The sequence below is a fragment of the Actinoplanes sp. KI2 genome (assembly GCF_025630775.1).
Taxonomy (GTDB): domain Bacteria; phylum Actinomycetota; class Actinomycetes; order Mycobacteriales; family Micromonosporaceae; genus Actinoplanes.
The window spans coordinates 213,858-237,342 of sequence record NZ_JAOSZE010000008.1; the positions used below are offsets into that span (position 1 = coordinate 213,858).

General features: G+C 71.9%; 22 protein-coding genes. 15 read left to right on the plus strand and 7 right to left on the minus strand.

From position 1 onward, the window contains the following. Positions 1-47: 47 nt before the first annotated feature. Complete coding sequence (locus ODJ79_RS10795; RefSeq protein WP_317620653.1) at positions 48-920, plus strand: DUF3027 domain-containing protein; 873 nt, start codon at positions 48-50, stop codon at positions 918-920. Between the two features lie 26 nt (positions 921-946). On the opposite strand, the gene ODJ79_RS10800 is transcribed toward ODJ79_RS10795, so the two are convergent. Further along, entirely contained in the window at positions 947-1,150 is a 204-nt protein-coding gene (locus ODJ79_RS10800; RefSeq protein WP_263023255.1) for a DUF2530 domain-containing protein, read from the minus strand. Between the two features lie 164 nt (positions 1,151-1,314). Here ODJ79_RS10800 and ODJ79_RS10805 point away from each other — a divergent pair, with 164 nt between their 5' ends. The 3 genes from ODJ79_RS10805 to ODJ79_RS10815 all read left to right on the plus strand — a co-directional run bounded on the left by ODJ79_RS10805 (position 1,315) and on the right by ODJ79_RS10815 (position 4,804). Then, positions 1,315-2,760 (plus strand): NCS2 family permease, encoded by a 1,446-nt coding sequence (locus ODJ79_RS10805; protein WP_263023215.1) that lies wholly within the window; start codon positions 1,315-1,317, stop codon positions 2,758-2,760. 111 nt (positions 2,761-2,871) lie between these two features. Next, positions 2,872-3,318, plus strand: a complete 447-nt coding sequence (locus ODJ79_RS10810) for a MarR family winged helix-turn-helix transcriptional regulator (protein WP_263023256.1) — start codon at positions 2,872-2,874, stop codon at positions 3,316-3,318. Positions 3,319-3,388: 70 nt separating this feature from the next. Next, the gene (locus tag ODJ79_RS10815; RefSeq protein WP_263023216.1) at positions 3,389-4,804 is read left to right on the plus strand and encodes an MFS transporter; all 1,416 of its coding nucleotides are present in this window, start codon (positions 3,389-3,391) and stop codon (positions 4,802-4,804) included. Here ODJ79_RS10815 and ODJ79_RS10820 read toward each other — a convergent pair. Further along, entirely contained in the window at positions 4,788-7,469 is a 2,682-nt protein-coding gene (locus tag ODJ79_RS10820) for a DEAD/DEAH box helicase (RefSeq protein WP_263023217.1), read from the minus strand. The two genes, ODJ79_RS10815 and ODJ79_RS10820, sit on opposite strands and share 17 nt — an antisense overlap. Positions 7,470-7,696: 227 nt before the next feature. Between ODJ79_RS10820 and ODJ79_RS10825 the strand changes: the two genes are divergently transcribed. Further along, the gene (locus ODJ79_RS10825) at positions 7,697-8,146 is read left to right on the plus strand and encodes a hypothetical protein (RefSeq protein ID WP_411267291.1); all 450 of its coding nucleotides are present in this window, start codon (positions 7,697-7,699) and stop codon (positions 8,144-8,146) included. 60 nt (positions 8,147-8,206) lie between these two features. Here ODJ79_RS10825 and ODJ79_RS10830 read toward each other — a convergent pair whose 3' ends face one another. Continuing rightward, positions 8,207-8,545 carry a cytoplasmic protein gene (locus tag ODJ79_RS10830; protein ID WP_263023219.1) on the minus strand — a complete coding sequence of 113 codons (339 nt, stop codon included), beginning with the start codon at positions 8,543-8,545 and terminating at the stop codon, positions 8,207-8,209. Positions 8,546-8,607: 62 nt separating this feature from the next. Between ODJ79_RS10830 and ODJ79_RS10835 the strand changes: the two genes are divergently transcribed. Continuing rightward, positions 8,608-9,228: a TetR/AcrR family transcriptional regulator gene (locus ODJ79_RS10835; protein ID WP_263023220.1), complete on the plus strand. Its 621-nt coding sequence runs from the start codon at positions 8,608-8,610 to the stop codon at positions 9,226-9,228. On the opposite strand, the gene thpR is transcribed toward ODJ79_RS10835, so the two are convergent. The 4 genes from thpR to ODJ79_RS10855 form a co-directional block, all read right to left on the minus strand. Next, the gene (thpR, locus tag ODJ79_RS10840; protein WP_263023257.1) at positions 9,198-9,725 is read right to left on the minus strand and encodes an RNA 2',3'-cyclic phosphodiesterase; all 528 of its coding nucleotides are present in this window, start codon (positions 9,723-9,725) and stop codon (positions 9,198-9,200) included. The genes ODJ79_RS10835 and thpR overlap by 31 nt on opposite strands. Next, the gene (sepH, locus tag ODJ79_RS10845) at positions 9,674-10,750 is read right to left on the minus strand and encodes a septation protein SepH (RefSeq protein ID WP_263023221.1); all 1,077 of its coding nucleotides are present in this window, start codon (positions 10,748-10,750) and stop codon (positions 9,674-9,676) included. The genes thpR and sepH overlap by 52 nt, the downstream gene beginning before the upstream one ends. Positions 10,751-11,023: 273 nt before the next feature. Continuing rightward, complete coding sequence (serC, locus tag ODJ79_RS10850; protein WP_263023222.1) at positions 11,024-12,151, minus strand: phosphoserine transaminase; 1,128 nt, start codon at positions 12,149-12,151, stop codon at positions 11,024-11,026. Next, entirely contained in the window at positions 12,148-13,254 is a 1,107-nt protein-coding gene (locus tag ODJ79_RS10855) for a citrate synthase 2 (protein WP_263023223.1), read from the minus strand. Before ODJ79_RS10855 ends, serC begins: the two co-directional genes overlap by 4 nt. Before the next feature lie 201 nt (positions 13,255-13,455). Here ODJ79_RS10855 and pdxH point away from each other — a divergent pair, with 201 nt between their 5' ends. From pdxH to ODJ79_RS10900, 9 genes are all read left to right on the plus strand, one after another. After that, entirely contained in the window at positions 13,456-14,082 is a 627-nt protein-coding gene (pdxH, locus tag ODJ79_RS10860; RefSeq protein ID WP_263023258.1) for a pyridoxamine 5'-phosphate oxidase, read from the plus strand. Further along, a complete protein-coding gene (locus ODJ79_RS10865; protein ID WP_263023224.1) occupies positions 14,079-15,398 on the plus strand; it encodes an MFS transporter in 1,320 nt (439 codons plus the stop codon). Before pdxH ends, ODJ79_RS10865 begins: the two co-directional genes overlap by 4 nt. A gap of 10 nt (positions 15,399-15,408) precedes the next feature. Beyond that, a complete protein-coding gene (locus ODJ79_RS10870; protein WP_263023225.1) occupies positions 15,409-16,329 on the plus strand; it encodes an aldose 1-epimerase family protein in 921 nt (306 codons plus the stop codon). Beyond that, positions 16,329-16,994: a nitroreductase family protein gene (locus ODJ79_RS10875; RefSeq protein ID WP_263023226.1), complete on the plus strand. Its 666-nt coding sequence runs from the start codon at positions 16,329-16,331 to the stop codon at positions 16,992-16,994. Before ODJ79_RS10870 ends, ODJ79_RS10875 begins: the two co-directional genes overlap by 1 nt. Positions 16,995-17,047: 53 nt before the next feature. Next, positions 17,048-17,344, plus strand: coding sequence for a type II toxin-antitoxin system VapB family antitoxin (locus ODJ79_RS10880; protein ID WP_014687530.1), 297 nt, complete (start codon positions 17,048-17,050; stop codon positions 17,342-17,344). Between the two features lie 2 nt (positions 17,345-17,346). Then, positions 17,347-18,516, plus strand: a complete 1,170-nt coding sequence (locus ODJ79_RS10885; RefSeq protein WP_263023227.1) for an acyl-CoA dehydrogenase family protein — start codon at positions 17,347-17,349, stop codon at positions 18,514-18,516. 84 nt (positions 18,517-18,600) lie between these two features. After that, positions 18,601-19,341, plus strand: a complete 741-nt coding sequence (locus ODJ79_RS10890) for a DUF4230 domain-containing protein (RefSeq protein WP_263023228.1) — start codon at positions 18,601-18,603, stop codon at positions 19,339-19,341. Between the two features lie 75 nt (positions 19,342-19,416). Then, entirely contained in the window at positions 19,417-21,261 is a 1,845-nt protein-coding gene (locus tag ODJ79_RS10895; RefSeq protein WP_263023229.1) for a CDP-alcohol phosphatidyltransferase family protein, read from the plus strand. Continuing rightward, positions 21,258-23,408 carry a bifunctional glycosyltransferase family 2 protein/CDP-glycerol:glycerophosphate glycerophosphotransferase gene (locus ODJ79_RS10900; protein WP_263023230.1) on the plus strand — a complete coding sequence of 717 codons (2,151 nt, stop codon included), beginning with the start codon at positions 21,258-21,260 and terminating at the stop codon, positions 23,406-23,408. The genes ODJ79_RS10895 and ODJ79_RS10900 overlap by 4 nt, the downstream gene beginning before the upstream one ends. The last annotated feature ends 77 nt before the right edge of the window (positions 23,409-23,485 follow it).

Genomic DNA, 23,485 nt, shown 5'->3' on the forward strand with positions numbered 1-23,485 from the left:
CATCCTGACTGATCCAGGCGACCCGCGTCGCGTCCGGAGCCGGTCCAATTCGGGGGAGTCGCTGCGGCTCACCTGTCCCGGTAGGGGACAATGGATACGTGACGACCAGGACCACTGCGCGCGCCCCTCGCCTCGACCAGGTTTGTGCCGACGCCGTCGGGGTGGCACGTGGTGCGATCACCGAGGTCGACCCGTCCGACATCGGGGACCACCTCGAGGCGGTGGCCGAGGGCGACCGATTGGTGACCCACTTCTTCGAGAGCCACCTGGTGGGCTATCGGGGCTGGCGGTGGGCGGTCACGGTGACCCGGGTCCCGCGCAGCCGGCACGTGACGATCTGCGAGACGGTGCTGCTGCCCGGCCCCGACGCGCTGCTGGCCCCCGGCTGGGTGCCGTGGAACGAGCGGCTGCAGCCCGGCGACCTCGGTGTGGGCGATCTCATGCCGACCGCGCCCGACGACGACCGCCTGGCCCAGGGTTACGTGCTGAGCGACGACCCCGCCGTCGAGGAGGTCAGCTGGGAGCTGGGCCTAGGCCGGTCCCGGGTGATGTCGCACGAGGGCCGGATGGACACCGCCCAGCGGTGGTACGACGGCGACTCCGGCCCCGAGGCGGCGATCTCGACCGCGGCGCCGCGCAATGCCCGCTGTGGCACCTGCGGCTTCTACCTCCCGCTGGCCGGCACGCTGCGCGCGATGTTCGGCGTCTGCGGCAACCTGTACGCCCCCGACGACGGCAAGGCGGTCAGCGCCGACCACGGCTGCGGCGCGCACTCCGAGGCCCTGCTGGGCACCGCCGAGCAGCCGGTCGACGAGCTGCCGACGGTGTATGACGACAGCGAGGTCGAGTCGGTCGCGGTCAGCCGCGGCCACGGCTCGGTGGAGGACGACCAGCCGGCCGAGGACTACGGCCACAGCTGAGCCTCCCCCGCCTCGTACGGGAAAGGTCAGTTCTCGCGGAACTCGGCGTGCGTGATGGCTCGGCGCCGGCGCCGGTTCCGGTCGTGCACGATCATCGTGAGCAGGCCGGGTATGCCGACCAGAAAGCCGGCGATGCAGGTCTGCAGCCAGCTGTCCGGCCCGTCGGTCAGCCAGATGACGACGCCGGCGATGGCGAACGCCGCCAGGCCCGCGATCGCGAACGGGACCATCGGCGGGTCGAGCGGCTCGACGCGGGGCTTTGGCTGACTCACACCCGACAGGGTACGTCCGCGGCGATCATCGGTGGTTCCCGGTGCCGTTGCGGCTTTGCGCAGCTCATCGCATCTGAAAACATGCGCGGAACACAACTTCTTCGATTTTCCGGAGGCCACGCATGTCGACGACCGCCACCAATGCGGGCGTACGCAGCGCTTTCGACCGATATTTCGAGATATCTGCCCGCGGATCGCACCTGAGCCGCGAGGTCCGCGGCGGGTTCGCGACGTTCTTCACGATGGCCTACATCGTCGTGCTCAACCCGCTGATCCTGGGCGCGGGGGCCGACAAACTGGGCGGCAAGCTGCCGCTCGCCGCGCTCGCCGCGGGCACCGCGCTGGTGGCCGGCGTGATGACCATCCTGATGGGGGTGGTGGCCCGGTTCCCGCTCGCGCTGGCCGCCGGCCTCGGCGTCAACGCGCTGGTCGCCTTCGAGATCGCGCCCGAGATGACCTGGGCCGACGCCATGGGTCTGGTGGTCATCGAGGGCGTGCTGATCGGCATCCTGGTGCTGACCGGGCTGCGTACGCTGGTGTTCCGGGCCGTACCGACCCAGCTCAAGACCGCGATCGGGGTCGGCATCGGCCTGTTCCTGATGATCATCGGGCTGGTCGACGCCGGGTTCGTGCACCGGGTGCCGGACGCCGCGGGTACCACCGTCCCGGTCGAGCTCGGCCTCGGTGGCACGCTGCTGACCTGGCCCTCGTTCGTCTTCGTGATCGGCCTGCTGTTCACGCTGGTGCTGTTCGCCCGCAAGGTGAAGGGCGCGATCCTGATCGGCATCCTGGGCACCACGGTGCTGGCGATCGTCGTGGAGGCGATCGCCAAGGTCGGCTCGTCGGCGATCAACCCGCACGGCTGGTCGCTGAACGTGCCGAAGGTCCCGGAAAAGATCGTCAGTAAGCCCGACCTCTCCCTGATCGGTCACTTCAACGTGCTCGACTCCTGGTCGACGGCCGGCTGGCTGGTCTGCCTGATGTTCGTCTTCACGCTGCTGATCACCGACTTCTTCGACACCATGGGCACGATGGTCGCGATCGGCCAGGAGGGCGACCTGCTGGACGAGAACGGGATGCCGCCGCGCACCCGGGAGATCCTGCTGGTCGACTCGCTGGCCGCGGCGGCCGGCGGCGCGGCCAGCGTGTCCAGCAACACCTCGTACATCGAGAGCGCGGCCGGCGTCGGCGAGGGTGCCCGTACCGGCGTGGCCAACCTGGTCACCGGCGTGCTGTTCCTGCTGGCCATGTTCCTGTCGCCGCTGGTGCAGGTGGTCCCGTTCGAGGCGGCGTCGACCGCGCTCGTGGTGGTCGGCTTCCTGATGATGACCTCGGTGCGGAACATCGACTGGGCCGACTACACGATCGCGCTGCCGGCGTTCCTGGCGATCACGATCATGCCGTTCACGTACTCGATCTCCAACGGCATCGGCGCCGGGATCATCTCGTACGTGGTCCTCAAGGTCGCCACCGGACGGGCGAAGGACATTCACCCCATCCTGTACGGCGTGGCCGCGCTGTTCGTCCTGTACTTCTTCCGTGGTCCCCTGGAGGCCTGGCTGGGGTGAGCGGGTCTTTAAACTGCCGTCACCGGGCCTTCTCGCCGGGGCCCGGTGACGGCGGTCATACGCATATTCGATGGTCGTTAGCCAAGCTCATTAGCTAGGCTAAGAATCGTGATGGAGTTGCCGGTGGCTACGGAGCGAGGGGCAGCGGACGAGCTGGCCAGGTCGCTGCGCGAGGCCATCCAGCGGCTCAACCGGCGGGTCCGGCAGACCCGCCCGGTCGGCGACCTCACCTACGGCCAGCTCTCCGCCCTGACCAGCCTCCAACTGGCCGGCGCGCTGACCCCGCGCGAGCTCGCCGACGTCGAACGGGTCCAGCCCCCGACGATGACCAAGATCGTCGGAAAGCTGGAGCAGCGCGGGCTCGTGGTCCGCACCCCGCACCCCACCGACGGCCGGCAGGTCATCCTGGCGCCCACCGAGCAGGGGCGGGCGATGTACGCCCAGTTCGAGAAGCTGCGCAACGAGTGGCTGGCCGACCAGCTGGCCGCGCTGACGCCCGAGGATCGGGACGTGCTCGTCCGGGCTGCAGAGATCTTGCAGCAGGTCGCCCGCGCCTGACCTTCGCCTCCGGTCGCCGCGCTTCATCACATGTCGATGACGCGTACGGCGGAAAGGGAGGCGCAGCCTAGTGCGGGCAGTGCTGAATACCACGTTCCGGTCCCTCCGGGTTCGCAACTATCGGATCTTCGCCACCGGTCAGCTCGTGAAGCTGGTCGGGGTGTGGATGATGTTCACGGCCCAGGACTGGCTGGTGCTCGACCTCTCCGGGAACTCGCCCGGCGCGCTCGGCTCGGTGGCCGCCCTGCAGTTCGTGCCGGTGCTGCTGCTCACCCTCTACAGTGGCCGGCTCGCCGACCGCTACGACAAGCGCCACCTGCTGGTCGTCGCCAACGCCGCGTTCGCGATCACCGCGATCGTCTTCGCGGTGCTGGTCGCCTCCGGCGCGGTCCGGCTCTGGCACGTCTTCCTCTTCGCCGGTCTGCTCGGCATCGCCAACGCCATCGAGACCCCGGTCCGGCAGGCGTTCGTCTCCGAGCTGGTCGAGATCCCGCTGCTGCCCAACGCGCTGGCGCTCTCGGCGGCAACCTTCAACACCGCCCGGATCAGCGGGCCGGCACTGGCCGGCATCGCGCTCGCGGTGTTCAACACCGGGCCGGTCTTCCTGATCGCCACGGTGCTGGCGATCGCGCCGGTCTTCACCTACCTGGCGATGCGACCGGGCGAGCTGTACCGCAAGGACGCTGTGGCCAAGAAGGACGCCCGGGTGCTGGACGGGCTGCACTACGTGCGCAAGCGGTCCGATCTGCTGCTGCCGATCAGCCTGATGGCGGTGGTCGGCATGATCGGCTTCAACTTCCCGGTCACCCTGGCCGCCCTCGCGAAGATCGATTTCCACGCCGGACCGTCGTCGTTCGGGCTGCTCACCACGATGCTGGCGGTCGGCTCGCTCGGCGGCGCGCTGGCCGGCAGCGCGCGGCGGGCCCGCCCGGGGATCTACCTGGTGCTCGGGGCGGCGCTGGCGTTCGGGCTGCTGGAGTTCGCGGTCGGGTTCGCGCCCAACTTCCTGGTGGCGATGGCGATCCTGCTGCCGACCGGGTTCTTCGCGGTCTTCCTGGCCCAGGCATCCAACCACCGGGTGCAGATGGGCGTCGACGGCGCGTACCGCGGCCGGGTGATGGCCCTGTACGTGCTGGTCTTCCTGGGCACGACGCCGATCGGGGCGTCCGTGGTCGGCTGGTGGGGCGACCACTTCGGGGTGCCGTCCAGCATCTGGGGCGCCGGGCTGATCTGCTTCGTGGCCGCGGCGGCGGCGCTGGTCTGGCAGCTGCGGGTGAGCGGCGATCGGATCGTGGTGCGGGTACGGCCGAGGCCCAGCCTGCAGGTCGTGCGCCGCGGTCGCGAGGAAGTGCCGGCCGAGGCGCCGGCGGTCGCGGTCCTGGATGCGCCCCCGATCGTCGCGGAGGCGGGCGGCGGCGCGCCGGTCCCGGTGATCGCCGAAGACGAGCAGGACTCCGACGAACCGGCGCTCAGCGCGCGTCGTTGACCGGGCGCTGCGCCGCCGCTATCTCCAGGGCGGCGCGGCGCGGATCGTCGGCCCAGCGGCTGGCGAAGGCGTCGATCAGCCGCCAGCCGGCCCGATGCAGCGCGCGCTGGCGGTCGAGGTGGGCCTCGGCGCCGTCCGGGTGCGGCCCGCAGAAGACGCCGACGGGTTGGTCGTCCGAGCCCACACAGAGGTCGACGACCCACGGCCCGACCCGGTAGCCGACCCGGACGACCACCTCGAGCCGGTCGAGCTCGGCCGCCAGCTCGCCTAACCACCCTCCCGACGAGTCGGAAGGATCGGGCTGGTGCCCCAGGGCGGCGGAGGCGTAGGTGAGGTAGTCGCCGAGGAGGCCGTCGGCCGTCTCCAGGGCCGTGACCACGATCAGCCGGCGGCGGGCTCGGGTGATCATCACATTGAACAGGTGCGGGTCGGCGACGAAGCGTCGCCGACCCGCCGGGTCGCCCGGGAACAGACCCAGCGACACCACGACCACCTCGGCCTCGCTGCCCTGGAAGGCGTGCACCGTGCCGACCCGCAGCCCCAGCTCCTCGATCCGCTCGACCGGGTACGCCGCCAGCAGGCCCGCTTCCAGCGCCTCGGCCTGTGCCCGGAACGGCGAGATCACGCCGATCCCGCGACGCCCCTCGGCGACCAGGTCGCCGACCACCTTCAACACCGCGTCGACCTCGCCGGCTGGCGTGGCCGACGGCACCCTCACCACGTCGATCGCGTCGGTGGCCTCGGCCGCCGGCGTGCGGGTCAGCACCGCGATCCGGTCCGCGTAGAACCGGTGCGCCGAGAACCCGATCAGGTGCGGAGCGCTGCGGTGATGCTCGGTGAGCCAGGTGGCCGGCGCGGCGCCCGCGGCCAGGTCGTACGTGCTCACCCGGCGCACGTCCAGCCGCTCGTCGGCGCCGTGCCGGTCGAGCACCCCGGCCACGTCCACATCGCTCACGAACGACACGAACCGCAGCTGCCGAGGGTCCCCGACGATCAGCGCGCGGCGCGCCCGGGCCAGCACCGGCGCGGCGCGAACCTGGTCGACGTGCGACGCCTCGTCGATCACCACGAGGTCGAACATCCCCGGCGACGAGGGCAGCAGGTCCTCGACGTCGGCCACCGTGCCGATCCACAACGGCAGCGCCCGCACCACCGGCGGCGCGTCCAACTGGGCGAGCAGCTCGCGGCGGCGGTTCCGGCCCGCGCGCAGAGCCGCGGCCAGCGATGCGGCGCCCCGGCGGGCCGCGGAGTCCCAGCGCTTCTCGCTGCGGGCGCCGTTGCGCATCGCCGTGCCGACCGCGACGGCCAGCTTCTCCTCGGCGGCGTGCAGGGCGAGCCATCGCGACGAGAGATCGGTGCCGCCGGTCGCGGCCAGCCGGGCGGCGTCGTGTCGCGCGGTGGCCGCGGCGATCGCCTCGGTCACCCGTTCCGCCGGTACGCCCCGGCGCACCCCCAACCGGCGCCGGGCCCACCAGCCGACCAGACCCCTCCGTCGCAGCCGGGCCGGCTCGAAGTCGTCGGCGAACGCGCCCGGCACGTCCGCGGCCAGCTCGGGCAACCGTGGCTCCCACGACGGCAGCGTCGCGGCCGACAACTCCCGGTCGAGCGCCTCGGCGATCTCGGCGCGCTCTCGGCGTACGCAAGCATGGTTTTCCTGCACGGCCGCGAGATCCGCACGCAGGTCTCGGTCGCTTGGTCCGCGCTCGGCGCCGGCGGTGAGCTCGGCCGCCAGGCTCTCCCGGCGCATCGCGTCGCCGAAAAGCACCGGCGTCGGTCCCGGATAGCGGGCCAGCAGCGCGGCCAGCACCTCGGCGGCGTGCGGGGACTGCGTCGCCACCAGCACCGAGCCGCCCCGATGCACCACCTCCAGCGCCGCCGCCACGACCGTGTGGCTCTTGCCGTTGCCCGGCGGCCCGGAGACGATCGTGATCGGCGCGGTGCGAGCGCGGGCCACCACCTCGGCCTGCGCCCCGGTCAGCGGCAGCGGGGACAGCACCGGCGAGTCGTCCGGCTGATCGTCGCGGCCCGCGGCGCCATAGATCGCGGCGAGCGCGGTCCCGCCCAGGTCGCGCCCGGCCCAGCTGCGCAGACTGTCCTGGAGACCGCCGCCGAAGACGTCCCGCACCACGAACAGCGCCGCCCGGGCGACCAGCACCACCCGGTCCTGCGGGAGGTGCTTGCCCTCGTCGACCACCGCGTCCACGGTCAGCCCGGTCGCGTCGGCAGCCGAGCGCAGCCACGCCTTGCTGCCGATCGCGTCGAGCCAGCCGGGCGCGGCCAGCCCGGGCGCCGCCTCCAGGGCCGCGGCCAGCTCGCGGTCGGTCACCAGGGGAGTGATCTCGAGGTCACCGGCCGGGACGACCCGATAGCCGGTCAGGCCGCGTTCCAGGCGCACCGGCTGGCTCAGCAGCGGCACCCGGATCTTGCGGACCTTGCCGTCCACCTCGGCGCGCCCGGCCAGGAAGCCCCAGCCGCGGCGCAGCAGCCGCTCCTCGCGGTGCAGAGCGTCCAGCGCGGCGAGGCGGTCGATCTCCTTGCGGCGGCGGGCCCGGTCGGCGTCGTCGAGCCAGATCAGGGGCTGGCCGCCGCGGGTCACGTCGAGCACCCGGTCGCCACCGGCCGGCGCCAGCTCGGCGAGGACGGCAAGGACGGTCGACGGCTGCATAGCGGCCCCGACAGTACCCGCCCCGGTCTCGCTCCTCGGCCCCGTCGCGCTCCTCGGCCTCGTCTCGCTCCTCGGCCCCGTCTCGCTCCTCGGCCCCGTCTCGCTCCTCGGCCCGGACAGCACCTGCCCCCGCCCGTGTCCGGCATCGGCCAATGTCGGGGATTGGCAGGTCCGCTCGGCCGAACGGATATTCCGGCCCGGCCCCTCGGCGACCTACCGTCGTGTCCGTGGGCCTCGCGCACATTGTGGTGCTTTCGGCGGCGTTGCTGACGCTGCTGTTCCTGCCGTGCGTCATCGCGGTCGTGGTCTGCGCCGATGAGCTCCCGCCGCGCCCCTGGCGGTCGGGCCGGCGGCGCGACCGCCGGGCGCTTCGGCGGCTCGACCGTGCCCTCCGCTCGGACGAGCCGACGCCGGCCCCGGTCGCCCTGGAGATGCCCTCGATCGAGCAGATCGCCTACGACCTGCGCCGCCTCGACCAGCAGCGCCGCGGCGGCCCCACCCAGCATTCGGAGAAGTGGCGGGCCGCTGTGCTGCGCGCCTACGACCAGCGGCTCTGCCTGGCCTGCCAGTGCCTCGGGCTGACCGAGCACCTCGAGCCGCTGGAGGGCATGGACCGCGACCTCGAGCGGCTGCGGGTGGAGGGCGAGCTGCAGGCCGCCGGGCTGGCCCTGCACTGACAGCCGGGCGCTGCCGGCCGGGTGCTGACCGCGCTGACCGCCGGGGGTGAATGGCGGGTGCTAACCGCCGGTCGGTCCGAGCGTCGGCTCGGCCGGCGGGCCGGGCGCGGGCTCCTTGAGCTCGACGAAGATGCTCACCGTCTCGGTGTCGCCGATGTTCTCGCCGGCGTGCTCCTGCGCGCCGACCCAGCGCACGGCCCCGGCCGGCAGCTCCACCTCGACATTGCGGCCGCCGGCCGAGATGCGCCGCCGGAACGAGGAAAGCGTGACCATGACGGAGTCGGGGTGGGTGTGCGGTTTCGTGCAGTCCCCGGGCACGTCCCGATATTTCAGGACTCGCACCCGCTCGTTCTCGAAGACGGTCGTATACAGCTCGGGGCTGACCTCGGTGGGATCCATCGGTGACCCTCCATCGGCAAGATGGGACTCGAGTCCCATGGGACTACGGTACCATTATGGTGATGCCAGTACCATATGAAGCGACCGGCCGCCGCGATCAGAAGGCCCGCACCCGCGAGGCCCTGGTCGCCGCGACCCGCCGTCTGCTGGCCGACGGTGTGAACCCGACGGTCGAGCAGGCCGCCGCCGAGGCCCGCATCTCACGCACCACGGCCTATCGCTACTTTCCGAGCCAGCGCTCCCTGTTGCTGGCCGCCCACCCGGAGATCTCGCAGCGCTCCCTGCTGCCGGCGGATGCGCCGGCCGACGACGTCCCGGCCCGGCTCGATCAGGTGCTGCGCGCGTTCGCCCGGGTCAACCTCGACTGGGAGCCGCAGCTGCGCACGTCCCTGCGCCTCTCCTTGGAGCCGGGGGCCGGGGAGCCGGGAGCCGAGCAGCCGGTGCTGCGGCAGGGCCGGGCGATCGACTGGATCGAGGACGCGCTCGACCCGCTGCGCGAGTCCCATCCCGAGGTGGACGTGCGCCGGCTGGCGATCGCCATCCGGGCCACCACCGGCATCGAGTCGCTGATCTGGCTGACGGATATCGCCGGGCTGTCCCGGGCGGACGCGGTCGAGTTGATGCGCAAATCGGGTCAGGCGCTGCTGGCCGCCTACACCGGCCAAGAACGCACCGGCAAGTAGTCGCCGTCCTTGCTCTCGACCAGCGCGAACTCGGTGACCGTCCACGGTGAGCTCGCGTAGCCGGCCAGCGCCCGGCGCATCGCACCGTCGCCGCGATAGCTCACGGTGAGGTGGGGTTGATAGGGGCGGGTCTCCGACGGGAACCCCGAGTCGGACAGGAGAGTTCGCAGCCCTTCCTGCAAGGACGCCAAGGCTTCAAGATCGCCCGTCACGCCGGCCCACGCGGCCGTGCCGAACCGGCCGCCGCCGGAGAGCCGCAGCGAGAAGTTGCCCCGCGGAGCGACGCCGGAGAGCACCGAGGACACCTCGTCGGTCGGTGCCTCGCCGAGAAAGACCAGCGTGACGTGCCATTTCGACGGGTGGGTGAGAGCCGCGCCGGCCGGCAGCACGGCACGCAGCGACCGGACCACCGCCTGCGGCGGGAAGAGGGCGACGAACAGTCGGCTCAGGACGACTCGCGTGCCGCCGGGCCACCGCCGAACAGGACGTCGTCCCAGCTCGGCAGGCGCTTGCGCGGTTTGGTCTCGTCGGTCTCGCCGCCGGTCTGCTGACCGGACTGGCCCACCGTGCGCCGCGGCCGCAGCACCGCGAGCGAGGGCACGGCCGGCACCTCCTTGGGCAGGTCGGCGTCGTCGTCGAAGGCCGAGCCCGATCCGCCGCCGAGCAGCGCCGCGGCGCCGCCGGCCACCGGGCGCCGTGGCTCCGGACCGTCCAGGCCGCGGCCGCCGCCGCCGAGCGGGCGGTCGAGCGAGGCGAGCAGGGCGTCCCGCCCGGACCGGATCGGGTCGCGGGTCGGGCGCGGCGCGGGAGTCTCGGCCGCGGGCAGCGTGTGGCCGACGCGCGGGGGTTCGGCCGGGCGGGCCGGGCCGGGCAGGCCGTGACCGCCGCGCTGCTCGAGGAACGTGCGCTCGGGCACCGGCTCCTGGCCGAGGATCTGGGTGGGCCGCTCGGCGCACAGATATTGCGCCATGTCGTCGTGCGGGGAGACGACCTGGCGCCCCTTGTCGAGATCCCAGATGGCCTGGGCGGTGGCCTTGCCGGACGGCCAGGTGGCGACGATCCGCCAGGTGCCGTCCTCGCGCCGGAACGCGTCCCACGAGATCTTCTCGGTGTCGATGCCGTGCTGGGCGAGGCGGCTGTCCACCACCTCGGCGAGCGGCGCGCCCGAGTCGGACGTCTTGAGCCGGGTGCGGCGCGCGTGCTGGGCCAGCATGGCCCGCTCCTGCAGCACCGGGCCGGCGTAGCGCAGCACGCGGTCGACCGGCACACCGGCGATCCGGGCGACATCCTCCGCGGACTCGCCGGAGCGGATGCGGGCCTGGATGTCGCGCGGGGAGAGCGAGGGCGCGGACTCCGGAGTGGACACGGCCACCGCCGTACCCGAGGTGACCGCGTGCGGCTCGTGGGTGACCGCGCTGTTGATCCGATCGTCGAGAGGAAGGGCCAGAAGCCGACCGACCTCATCGGCGAGCACCAGGGCCTGACCGTCCTCGGAAAGGGCGACGAAGCGTACCGGCCGCATGCGTTGCCTCCATTCCGTGGGCCTGCCGTCTGCAACACCGTACGCGCCCACGTAACCCCATGGGGGAAGACACACCGTTGTTCAGCGGCTCTCATGCTCACTGAGCAGGGATGATCTTCAAAATATGTCGGGTGAGGACCATTCAACCTCGTAAAACCCTCATATGGTACGAGCGGGGGAGTGACCAAAAGCACGAACGGCCGCCCCCGGCCCGCACCGCGAGCTCGCCGCGCGGTCCGGGCCGTAGCGCGACCGCCGGGCTGAGGTGGGTGGTCAGGAAAGCCGCTCCACCACGTAGTCGATGCACGCGGTCAGGGCAGCCACGTCGGACGGCTCGACCGTCGGGTAGAGCGCTATCCGCAGCTGGTTGCGCCCGAGCTTGCGGTACGGCTCGGTGTCCACCACGTCGTTGGCCCGCAGCACCTTGGCGATCGCCGCCGCGTCGATGCCCTCGGCGAAGTCGATGGTGGCCACCGCGGCCGAGCGCAGCGCCGGGTCGGTGACGAACGGGGTCGCGTACGGCGACCGGTCGGCCCAGCCGTAGATCGCCGCCGCGCTCTCCGCGCTGCGCTTGACCGCCCAGGGGAGGCCGCCCTGTGCGTTCATCCAGTCCAGCTGCTCGGCCGCGAGGAACACGGTGGCCAGCGCCGGTGTGTTGTAGGTCTGCTCGAGGCGGGACTGCTCGATGGCCGTGACCAGGTCGAGGAACTGCGGGATGTACCGCCCGGTCGCCTTGATCTGGAACGCCCGCTCGATCGCCGCCGGGGACATCAGGGCGAGCCAGATGCCGCCGTCCGAGCCGAGCGCCTTCTGCGGGGCGAGGTAGTACACGTCGGTCTCGCGCAGGTCGACGTCGAGGCTGCCGCCGCCCGAGGTCGCGTCGGTGAGCAGCAGCGCGCCCTCGTCGGCGCCCTCGACCCGGCGGACCGGCACGGCCACGCCGGTGGAGGTCTCGTTGTGCACCGACGCGTACACGTCGACGCCGGCCTCGGCGGTGAGGAAGGACGCCTGGCCGCCGGGCGCCCGGTGCACGGTCGGGTCGGCCAGGAACGGCGCGTCCGCGGCGGCCTTCACGAACTTGGCGCCGAACTCGCCGAACTCGGCGAACTGGGCCTTGTCGCGGATCAGGCCGAACGTGGCGACCTCCCAGAACGCGCTGGTGCCGCCGTTGGCCAGGATCACCTCGTACCCGTCGGGCAGCGCGAAGAACTCGGCCAGGCCGCGGCGCAGCCGGGCGACCTGGCCCTTCACCGTCTTCTGCCGGTGCGAGGTGCCCAGGTACGTGCGTGACACCGCGGACAGCGCCTCGACGCCCTCGGGTCGCACCTTGCTGGGGCCCGAGCCGAAGCGGCCGTCTACCGGTTTGAGCTCTTCGGGGATCGCGATGTCAGTCACGGTCACACATTATGCGCGAGCGCATCCCAGCCATCGACCTCGTTCGGCTTGCGCGGGCCCGGCCCGATGTAGCGCAGGCTCGGGCGCAGGATGCGGCCCAGCCGCTTCTGCTCGAGCACGTGCGCGCTCCACCCGGCCACCCGGGCGCAGGTGAACATCGAGGTGAACATGTGTGCCGGCACCTCGGCGAAGTCGAGCACCACCGCCGACCAGAAATCCACGTTGGTGGCGATCGCCTTGTCCGGCTTGCGGGCCTGCAGCTCGGCGAGCGCGGCCCGCTCGAGCGCCACCGCCACGTCGTAGCGGGTGGCGCCCAGCTCGCGGGCGATGCTCTTGAGCACCCGGGCGCGCGGGTCCTCGGTCTGATAGACGCGATGGCCGAAGCCCATCAGCCGCTCGTGCCGGTCGAGCACGCCCTTGACGTAGCCCTCAGCGTCGCGGCTGCGCTCGACCGCCTCGATCATGTGCAGCACCCGGGAGGGCGCGCCGCCGTGCAGCGGACCGGAGAGCGCGCCGATCCCGGCCGAGATGCAGGCGGCCACGTCGGCGCCGACCGAGGCGGCGATCCGGCAGGTGAAGGTGGACGCGTTCAGCCCGTGCTCGGCGGCCGAGATGAAGTACGCGTCGACGGCCTTGACGTGCCGCGGGTCGGGCTCGCCCCGCCACCGGCGCATGAACCGCTCGACGATCGTCTCGGCCTTGTCGATGTCCTTCTGCGGCACGGCCGGCAGGCCGAGGCCGCGGGCGGCCTGGGCGACGAAGGAAAGCGCGGTCACCGACACCCGGGCCAGGTCGCGGCGGGCCTGCTCGTCGTCGATGTCGAGCAGTTGGCGCAGCCCCCAGTAGGGCGCGAGCATGGCGACGGCGGACTGCACGTCGACCCGGATGTCGCCGGAATGCACCGGAACCGGGAACGGCTCGGCGGGCGGCAGGCCGGGGCCGAACTTCCCGTCGACCAGCAGCCCCCAGACGTTGCCGAAGGAGACCTGGCCGATCAGGTCCTCGATGTCCACGCCGCGGTAGCGCAGCGATCCCCCCGCCCGGTCGGGCTCGGCGATCTCGGTCTCGAAGGCGGCGACGCCCTCGAGGCCCGGCTTGAAATCGGACACGGCACTCAATTGAGACAGGTCTCCCTGTGAAAGAACGCTATGAATTCTTCATATTGCCCGCACCGTCGTGCCGATGCGATGTGCTCTGGATGACATCCATCCTGTCCGAGCTGACGTAAGGTCCGCTCGGACTTACGGTCGTTGAATCCGAAAGTAGTTCAGGGAGCGCTCGTGACCGTGGAACCCCCCGCGCCCGCGGCGATGCGGCGCGACTACACCGAGCGTGCGGCACTGCTGGAGAGCGACCTCGCCGGCACCTGGACCAGCCAGTTCGCCGCCTGGTTCGCGGACGCGGCGGCCTACGGGCTGGCCGAGCCGAACGCGATGATCGTGGCGACCGCGGGCGCCGACGGGCGGCCCTCGGCGCGGACCGTCCTGCTCAAGGAGTACGACCGGCGGGGCTTCACATTCTTCACCAACTACGAATCGCGCAAGGGCTCGGAGCTGGCCGTCAACCCGTACGTCAGCCTGGTCTTCCCGTGGTTTCCGATGCAGCGCCAGGTGATCGTGACCGGGGCGGTCGAGCGGGTGTCGCGGGCCGAGACCGAGGAGTACTTCGCCTCCCGCCCGCGCGGCTCGCAGCTGGGCGCCTGGGCGAGCCCGCAGTCGCGGGTGCTGGCCGACCGGGCCGCGGTGGAGGCGGGACTGGCCGCGGCGCAGGAGCGCTTCGGCGACGGCCCGGTGCCGGCCCCGCCGCACTGGGGCGGCCTGCGGGTCCGGCCGGAGACGGTCGAGTTCTGGCAGGGACGCGCGAACCGGCTGCACGACCGGCTGCGCTTCCGGCGTACCGAGGAAGGGTCCTGGCTGGTCGAGAGGCTGGCCCCGTGAGCCAGGACGCGGTGGAGGCCACCGAACAACTCGTCGAGGAGGCCGAGCGCAAGTCCTGGGTGATCGACACCCGCCCGTTGCGGGTCGCGCCCTATCGGCGCATGTGGATCGGCAACGGGGTGTCGTTCTTCGGCTTCCAGTTCACCGCGGTGGCCGTGCCGGTCCAGATGTACGCGGTCACCCACTCGTCGAGCTGGGTCGGCCTGCTCGGCGTGGCCGGCCTGGTCCCGCTGCTGGTCTTCGGGCTGTGGGGCGGCGCGGCGGCCGACGTGATCGATCGGCGCAAGCTGCTGATCGCCAGCTCGGTCCTGGCCTGGCTGTCGACCGTCGGGCTGCTCGCCCAGGCGCTGCTCGGTATGCGCAGCGGCTGGCTGCTGCTGGCGCTGACCGCGCTGCAGTCGGCCGGGTTCGCGGTCAGCTCGCCGACCCGGCAGGCGATCATCCCGCGGATCGTGCCGACCGGCCTGGTCCCGGCGGCGAACACGCTGAGCTACACGGTCACCACCGCGGGCGGGGTGCTCGGCCCGCTGGCCGCCGGTCTGATCTTCGGCGTGGCCACCACCAGCACCGGCGTGACGGTGGCCTACCTGGTCGACGCGGCGCTGTTCACCGTGTCGTTCTGGGCCACCTGGAAGCTGCCGTCGATCCCGCCGCTCGGGCACGCCGCGGACGAGGAGAAGCCCTCGGCCGGCCTCCGCGGCATCATCGACGGCCTGCGGTTCCTGGTCACCCAGCCGGTGCTGCTGCTCTCCTTCGCGGTCGACATCATCGCGATGGTGTTCGCCATGCCGCGGGCGTTGTTCCCCGAGGTGGCGACCGACCGCTTCGGCGGCGGCGCGGCGATCGGCTGGCTGTACGCGGCGATCGCGATCGGCTCGGTGGTGGCCGGCCTCGGCTCGGGCTGGATCGGCCGGGTCAAGCGCCAGGGGGTCGCGCTGGTGGTCGCGGTCGTCGGCTGGGGGGTGGCGATCGGCTTCTCCGGGCTGGCCCACCAGCTGTGGCTGATGGTGCTGCTGCTGGCCCTGGGCGGCGCGGCCGACCTGGTGAGCGCGGTCTACCGGCAGTCGATGCTGCAGACCTTCGCGCCCGACCGGCTGCGCGGCCGGCTCCAGGGTGTCTTCATCGTGGTGGTGGCCGGCGGCCCGCGCCTGGGTGACCTGCGCGCGGGCGCAAGCTCTTCGCTGTTCGGCACCACGTTCGCCTGGGCCGGTGGTGGCTTCCTGGCGGCCGGCCTGGCCCTCGGTCTCGCGGCGGCGTTCCCGGCATTGATTCGTTACCGTCCCGCAGAGAACCCCGAAAACGTTACGAACCGATAGTGTCCAACCCATGACGAGTGTCGTGCCGGCGATATCCGGAACCCAGTGGTCCATCGAGTCGGGCACCACCCGTGCGGTCGTGGTCGAGGTCGGTGGTGTACTGCGCCACTACTCGGTCGGCGACGTGCAGGTGCTGGACGGCTTCGAGGCCGACGAACTGTCGCCCGCGTCGGCCGGGCAGATCCTGGCGCCCTGGCCCAACCGGATCCGGGACGGCAAGTACACGTTCGAGGGTCAGACCCATCAGCTGCCGCTGACCGAGCCGGCCCGGCACAACGCGATCCACGGCCTGACCAACTGGGCTCGCTGGTCGCTGGTCGAGCAGGCCGCCGACGCCATCACGCTGGAGTACGAGCTGCCCGCCCAGATCGGCTACCCGTGGTGGCTGACGCTGCGCACCCGGTGGCAGGTGTCGGCCGAGGGGCTGCGCTGCGAGCAGGAGGTCGTGAACAACAGCCCGACCAACGCCCCGTGGGGTTACTCGGTCCACCCGTACGTGCAGCTGCCCGGCGTGACCGTGGACGACACCCTGCTGCACGTGCCGGGCAAGACCCGGATCCTGGCCGACGGCCGGCTGCTGCCGATCGGCGCGGTGGGCGTGGCCGGCACCGAGTACGACTTCACCGAGCCCCGCAAGATCGGCGACCTGGTGCTGGACACCACGTTCGGCGACATCGAGCACGACACCTCCGGGATCACCGAGGTCACCATCGCCGACCCGGCGTCGCCGGCGAAGGTCGTGGTCTGGGCCGACGAGAAGTTCAAGTACTGGCAGGTCTTCTCCGGCGACACCCTGCACGACGACCGGTTCCGCCGGTCGGTCGCGATCGAGCCGATGACCTGCCCGCCGGACGCGTTCCGCACCGGTCGCGACCTGGTCGTCCTGGCGCCGGGCGAGCGGTGGAGCGCCGCCTGGGGGATCCGCGGCTGATGGAGTTCGCCGAGGTCGTCCGCAAGCGGCGGATGGTACGCACCTACGACGCCGACCGCCCGGTCCCGCCGGAGGTCATCGACAAGATCGTCAAGCACGGGCTGCGCGCGCCGAGCGCCGGGTTCTCCCAGGGCTGGGGGTTCCTGGTGCTCACCGAGCCGGCCGACCGTGATCGCTATTGGTCGGTGACCACCGGCGGCGAGGCCGATCCGGTGTGGCGCGGCGACTGCCATCCAACCGCCCCGCCCGCCGCCCTTGAAAGGACTAAAGGCTGGCTCACCCGGATGCGCAACGCCCCGGTGCTCATCGTGTGCCTGGCGAACAAGTCGGTCTACCTGGAGCGGTACGCGCAGCCGGACAAGGGCTGGACGGACCGCTCGGAGAAGCACTGGCCGGTGCCCTACTGGGACATCGACACCGGGTTCGCGGCACTCCTCATGCACCTCAGCGCGGTGGACGAGGGGCTGGGCTCGTGCTTCTTCGGCATCCCGGTGGAGACGACCGCCGCCTTCAAGACGGCCTTCGGGGTTCCGGACGAGTTCAATCCGATCGGAACGCTCTCGGTCGGCTACCGAGCCCCGGACAAGAGGTCGCCGTCACTGAAGCGGGGGCATCGCCCGGTCGACGAGGTAGTGCATCATGGCCGATGGGCCGGGCTAGGCTAGCCGGTAATCAAGATTCTTGGCCCGGGTCGCCGGGAGAGGGGAGGCAACCCGACGTGATCTTCAAAGCGGTCCGGGACGGAGCCCCGTATCCCGATCACCACACCACGCTGAAGGCATGGGCCGAGATTCCGCCCCGGCCGATCCGCCTGGCCGACCTGATCACCACGAAGCGCGAGCTCGCGCTCGACAAGCTGCTGGCCGAGGACTCGACCTTCTACGGCGACCTCTTCCCGCACGTGGTGGAGTATCAAGGCGCCCTCTACCTGGAGGACGGACTGCACCGCGCGCTGCGGGCGGCCCTGCAGCAGCGCAATCAGATCCACGCCCGGGTCCTGGTCGTCGAGGGCTGATCATGCCGGTTGCCCCGCTGGATCTCCTGGACCTCGACTCCCTGCTGACCGACGAGGAGCGGGACGTCCGCGCGCTCTGCCGCCGGGTCGCCGACGACCGGGTCCGCCCGTACGTCGCCGACTGGTACGAGAACGGCGCCACCCCGGTCCGCGACCTGGCCCTCGAGTTCGGCAAGCTGGGCCTGCTCGGCATGCACCTGACCGGGTACGGCTGCGCCGGCGCGACCGCGGTCTCCTACGGCCTGGCCTGCATGGAGCTGGAGGCCGCCGACTCGGGCGTCCGCTCCCTGGTCAGCGTGCAGGGCTCGCTCGCGATGTACGCCATTTGGCGTTTCGGCTCGGCGGAGCAGAAACAGCGGTGGCTGCCGGGCATGGCGGCCGGTGAGCTGCTCGGCTGCTTCGGTCTCACCGAGCCCGACCACGGCTCCGACCCGGCGACCATGTCGACCCGGGCCCGGCGCGACGGCACCGACTGGGTGCTCACCGGCGGCAAGATGTGGATCACCAACGCGCCGCTCGCCGACGTCGCGGTGATCTGGGCGCGGGCCGACGAGGGCGTGATCGGTTTCGCCGTGCCGACCGATACGCCGGGTTTCTCCGCGCGGGAGATCAAGCACAAGATGTCCCTGCGCGCCTCGTCGACCGGGGAGATCACGCTGGACGAGGTACGTCTGCCGGAGTCGGCCCGGCTGCCCTCCGCGGCCGGCCTCAAGGCGCCGCTCTCCTGCCTCACCGAGGCCCGGTTCGGCATCGTCTGGGGTGCCCTCGGCGCGGCCCGCGACTGCCTGGCCACCGCGATCGACTACGCCCGCAGCCGGGAGCAGTTCGGCCGGCCGATCGCCGGGTTCCAGCTCACCCAGGCCAAGCTCGCCGACATGGCGCTGGAGCTGCAGAAGGGCTTCCTGCTCGCGCTGCACCTGGGCCGGTTGCGCGACTCGGCCGGAACGCTGCGGCCCGAGCAGGTCAGCGTCGGCAAGCTGAACAACGTGCGCGAGGCCATCAAGATTGCCCGGCAGTGCCGCACGATCCTCGGCGGGAACGGCATCAGCGGGGAGTACCCGATCATGCGGCACGCCGCGAACCTGGAGAGCGTGCTCACGTACGAGGGAACCTCGGAAATCCACCAGCTGGTGATAGGTCAAAAATTGACCGATTTGAGCGCCTTCGGCTGAGCTGACCCGCGGCGGAAAACAGAAAGCAACCCCATCGATTGATGAGCAAGTGCGGCTGTCGTACCCCTCTCGTACCGTTGGGGTATGGCCCAGTCACCGGATGTCGACGAACCCACGAGGGAATATCCGGCCGTCCCCGGTGACGAGCAGCCGCCGGCCGCCGTTCCCGACCCCCCACGCAAGAGCATCGTCGCTCGCGTCCTCATCTTCTTCGGTGTGGTCTTCGCCGTCCTGGTCGCGGCCTGCTTCGGCGTGCGCTCGCTGAACGTGCTGCCCAGCTTCGACAACCCGTTCGACAAGCAGACCACCGACCGCAGCCAGCCGGTGCTGCTGCAGTCCATGCGCGACCTGAGCCGGTACGTCGCGGCCGACGGTACCTTTCAGGTGATCGTCGACCTTCAGGACGACCGGAAGTACGTCCCCGACTGGCTGATCAATCGGCGCATCCTGTTCGTCGGCTCCGGCACCGTCGAGGAGTACGTCGACTTCTCCTCGCTGTCCGACTCCGCGCTCGAGGTCGACAACGAGAAGAAGACGATCAAGCTGACGCTGCCTCCGCCGCAGCAGGGCGACGCCGCGCTCGACCTGCAGAAAAGCTACGTGGTCGAGGAGGATCGCGGCCTGCTGACCAGCATCGGCGACGCATTCCGGAGCGACACCGACAAACAGCAGCGGGTCTATCAGCTGTCCCAGCAGCGGATCACCGAGGCGGCCCGGGCGAGCGGCCTCGATCAGCGGGCGCGGGACAACACCCAGCACATGCTGGAGAGCCTGTTCACCCGTCTGGGCTACACGTCGGTGACGGTCACCTTCACCACACCGTAACGGCGAGCCGTCCGACCACCACTCGCTGTTAGCCTGGACGCCGATTTCGGGCCCCGGCAAGGCGGTGATGGTTGCGTGACTCTGGCCCTGCTCTCCGCCGGCGGCGGCAATGCCCTCGACCCTCCCGATGCCAGCGGACTGGAGCAGGACCTGGTCACCGCGTTGCGGGCGGCCGGCGCCTCCGAGGTCGTGCGGCTCGGCGATCCCGGCTCGCTGCGGGCCCTCTCCCGGCGCGCGCACGACGCGAACCAGCGGGTGCTGATCTGCGCCGACAACCTGGTCGCGCACGCCAGCCTGCTGCGCACGCTCGCCACCGAGCCGGGCGGCCGCAGCACCGCGCTGGTCGTCGCCGACCCGGCCGGCGACCTGCGCGACGACCGCGGCAAGCTGCTGCCGGCCCAACCCGGCGCGGGCACCGTGCGCTACCTCGGCGCCCTCTGCGTCGCCCCGGCCGACCTGCCCACATTGGAGCAGGTCGCCGACCGTCCCGACCTGCTGTCCGCCCTGCTCGACGCGGGCGTGGTGCCGGTCGCCACCCCGGTGCGGCTGCTGCGGGCCACCCAGGTGCGCACGTCGTCCGAGCTGGCCGAGGCCCGGGCCGAGGTGGCCGCGGTCGACGAGGAGGCGGCCCGCCTGCGGCTGGCCGTCAAGGAGCGGGACGACTTCTTCACCACGTACGCGGTGAGCACGTGGTCGCCGATGGTCACCCGGGCCGCGGCCCGGCTGGGCCTGTCGCCGACCGCCGTCACCTGGCTGTCCGTGCTGCTCGCCGGGCTGGCCGCGCTCGCCTTCTGGCAGGCGTCCCGGCCCGCGATGGTCGCCGGCGGCATCCTGCTCTACCTCGGCTTCGTGCTCGACTGTGTGGACGGTCAGCTGGCCCGCTACACCCGCACGTTCGGCGCGTTCGGCGGCTGGCTCGACACGATGGCCGACCGGGCCAAGGAGTACGCGGTCTACGCCGGGCTCGCGGCCGGCGCCGAGCGGATCGGCCTGCCGTACGCGTGGCCCCTCGCGATCACCGCGATCCTGGTCCAGACCGTTCGGCACATGACCGATTCCTGGTACGGCGCGTTGCACGACGAGGCCGCGTCCCACCCGCGCCCCCGGCCGGCCGGTGGGGTCGGCGCCCGGCTGGCGACCGCCTCCACCCGGGTGCAGGGCGAGGCGGGCTCGGCGGCGTACTGGCTGAAGCGGATCGTGGTCTTCCCGATCGGCGAGCGGTGGGCGCTGATCGCGGTGCTGGCGATGCTGGCCGACGGGCGGGTCGCGCTCGGCGCCGTGGCCGGTTGCGGGTTGCTCGCGTTCGCGTACACGCTCGCCCTGCGGTCGTTGCGGTCGCTCTCGATGCGGGTCGGGGTGCTCGACAAGGTCGACACCGGCCGGCACCGCGACGACGGCCCGCTGGTCCGCCACCTCCTGGCGGGGTCTTTCGAAGCTCCGCTTCTGTGCGCGGCGGTGGGCGTGGTCGCCTCGCTCGGGCTGGTCGCGGCGTTGCTGTTCGGTTGGGCCGAGCCGCCGGCCCCGGTCGCCATGGGCGTGGTCGCGCTGCTGATCCTCGCCGCCGCGCTGCCGGCCCGGGCGCGGCACGACGGCCCGCTCGACTGGCTGGTCCCGGCCGCCCTGCGCGCCGCGGAGTACCTGTACGTGGTCGCGGTCGGCCGGGCCGGCTCGGTAGCCGCCTCGGTGATCTTCCTGCTGCTGTTCACCCTGGCCCTGCGGCACTACGATCTGACCGCCCGGATGGAGAAGTGCACACCGGCCGGTCGCGGCGCCGGCCCGTTGGTCGGCTGGGAGGTCCGCGTGGTGGTGCTGGCTGTGCTCGCGCCGGCCGGCCACCCCACCCTGGCCGAGGCCGGACTGGCGGTCGTCGTGGGTGGCTCGTTCCTCTGGCGCGCCGTGGCCGACTGGCGCCGGACGTGACGTTGCTGAGCATCGTGCTCCCGGTCTACCGGGTGCAGGGTTACCTGCGTCAATGCCTCGACTCGGTGCTGGAGCAGTCGTTCGGGGACTTCGAGATCGTCGCGGTGAACGACTGCTCGCCCGACTACAGCGGGGAGATCCTCGCCGAGTACGCGGCCCGCGACGCCCGGGTCCGGGTGATCACCTCGGCCGCGAACGTCGGCCTCGGCCGCGCCCGCAACCTGGGCCTCGAGCACGCCCGCGGCGAGTACGTCTGGTTCCTCGACAGCGACGACTGGCTGGCCACCGGCGCGCTCGCCGCGGTCGGCGACCGGCTGCGCGCCACCGGGGCGGACGTGCTGGTGGTCGGCTGGGACCGGGTGCACTGGGACGGCCGGGTGCAGACCGGCTCGGCCCGGACGCTGCTCGGCGACGCGCCCCAGGTGTTCTCCGTGCAGCAGTGGCCGCAGGTGCTCGACGTGCTGCACGTGGCCTGGAACCGGGTGATCCGGCGGGAGTTGCTGGACCGGCTCGGCCTGGCCTTCGAGGCGGGCTGGTACGAGGACGTCTCGTTCACCTTCCCGTTGATGGTGGCCGCCCCGCGGATCAGCGGCCTGCCGCGCACCTGCGTGCACTACCGCCAGCGGCGCACCGGGGCGATCACCCGGACCGTGGGGGACCGGCACTTCGAGGTCTTCGAGCACTGGGAACAGGCGCTCGCCCTCTGCGCCGAGTACGCCCGGACCCGCCCGGAAGCCTTCGGCGGACAGGTGCGCGGGCTGCTCTTCCGGCGGATGCTCTGGCACCTCATGCGGGTGCTGCGGCACGACACCCGGGTGCCGCCCACCTCGCGCGCCCGCTTCTTCGCCGCGATGACCGAGATGTATCAGCGCCATCTGCCGCCGGGGGGCTTTCCGTCGCCGGGCGGCGGCGAGGGGCTGCGCTACCGGTTCGTGGCTCGCGGCGCGTACCGGTCGTACCAGCTCGCGGAGGTGATGATGCGCGCCACCCGCGGCGCGCAGCGGCTGGCCGGTCGCCCGTACGGCAAGCTGCGCCGGCGCGGCCGGCAGGCGTTCGGCCGCCTCTACTACCGGTCCCAGCTGCTGTTTCCGGTGGATCGGTCGCTCGCGTTGTACGCGGCGTACTGGTATCGGGGGGTCGCCTGCAACCCGGCGGCGATCGCGGCGAAGGCCGCCGACCTGGTGCCCGAGGTGCGCGCGGTCTGGGTGGTCGGGCCGGAGAGGGCGGCCGCGGTCCCGCCCGGTGTCGACTACGTGGTGGCCGGCACCCGGGCCTACTACCGCGCGCTGGCCCGCGCCCGCTACCTGATCAACAACGTCAACTGGCCGAATATGATGGTCAAGCGGCGCGGCACCACGCACGTGATGACCCACCACGGCACCCCGCTCAAGACGATGGGGATGGACCAGCTGGACCACCCGGGCGCGGTCCGGGACGCCGACTTCGCCGGGCAGATGCGCCGGGCCGACCGCTGGGACTTCTCGGTCACCGCGAACGCGCACACCACGGTCGCCTGGGATCGGGCGTATCCGTGCGGGTACGAGACGCTCGAGGTCGGCTACCCGCGCAACGACCGGCTGGCGACCGCGACCGGCGCCGAGGGTGCGGCGATCCGCGAGCGGCTGGGCATCGCGCCCGGCCGCCGGGTGGTGCTCTACCTGCCGACGTACCGCGAGTGGCTGCCGAAGGGCGCTCACGTCCTCGACGTGGAGCGCCTGGCCGCGGCGCTCGGCCCGGAGACCGTGCTGCTGGTGCGGTCGCACTACCTCTCGGCCGGCGCCCTGCTCGCGGGCCGGGTCGTGGACGTCTCCGGCCATCCGGCCGTCGAGGATCTCTATCTGGCCGCCGACGTGCTGCTGACCGACTACTCGTCGGCGATGTTCGACTTCGCCGTGCTCGACCGTCCATTGGTGATCTATGCGCCCGACTGGCCGGTCTACCGAGATCTGCGCGGCGTGTACTTCGACCTGCTGGCGGGGCCGCCCGGCCCGGTCGCCACGGAGTTCGGCGAGCTGCTCGAGATCTTCGAGGACGGTCGCTGGGACGACGCGGCGCGCCAGGCGTTCCGGGAGCGGTTCTGCTACCTCGATGACGGTAATGCGGCTGAACGCGTGATTCGTCGGGTCTTTCGCGACCAGCGGCAATAATGTGTAACCGGTCCGCTACTGTGCGCAAATGGCACGTTCACCCGATGGCGGCATATCGATACTCCTCGTCAAAGTGA

Excerpts from the sequence above, each read along its gene's own strand:
- ODJ79_RS10800 (WP_263023255.1), bottom strand. The coding sequence starts at position 1,150 with ATGGTCCCGTTCGCGATCGCGGGCCTGGCGGCGTTCGCCATCGCCGGC.
- ODJ79_RS10805 (WP_263023215.1), top strand. The coding sequence starts at position 1,315 with ATGTCGACGACCGCCACCAATGCGGGCGTACGCAGCGCTTTCGACCGA.
- ODJ79_RS10810 (WP_263023256.1), top strand. The coding sequence starts at position 2,872 with ATGGAGTTGCCGGTGGCTACGGAGCGAGGGGCAGCGGACGAGCTGGCC.
- ODJ79_RS10820 (WP_263023217.1), bottom strand. The coding sequence starts at position 7,469 with ATGCAGCCGTCGACCGTCCTTGCCGTCCTCGCCGAGCTGGCGCCGGCC.
- ODJ79_RS10830 (WP_263023219.1), bottom strand. The coding sequence starts at position 8,545 with ATGGATCCCACCGAGGTCAGCCCCGAGCTGTATACGACCGTCTTCGAG.
- ODJ79_RS10835 (WP_263023220.1), top strand. The coding sequence starts at position 8,608 with ATGCCAGTACCATATGAAGCGACCGGCCGCCGCGATCAGAAGGCCCGC.
- sepH (WP_263023221.1), bottom strand. The coding sequence starts at position 10,750 with ATGCGGCCGGTACGCTTCGTCGCCCTTTCCGAGGACGGTCAGGCCCTG.
- pdxH (WP_263023258.1), top strand. The coding sequence starts at position 13,456 with ATGCGGCGCGACTACACCGAGCGTGCGGCACTGCTGGAGAGCGACCTC.
- ODJ79_RS10870 (WP_263023225.1), top strand. The coding sequence starts at position 15,409 with ATGACGAGTGTCGTGCCGGCGATATCCGGAACCCAGTGGTCCATCGAG.
- ODJ79_RS10875 (WP_263023226.1), top strand. The coding sequence starts at position 16,329 with ATGGAGTTCGCCGAGGTCGTCCGCAAGCGGCGGATGGTACGCACCTAC.
- ODJ79_RS10885 (WP_263023227.1), top strand. The coding sequence starts at position 17,347 with ATGCCGGTTGCCCCGCTGGATCTCCTGGACCTCGACTCCCTGCTGACC.
- ODJ79_RS10890 (WP_263023228.1), top strand. The coding sequence starts at position 18,601 with ATGGCCCAGTCACCGGATGTCGACGAACCCACGAGGGAATATCCGGCC.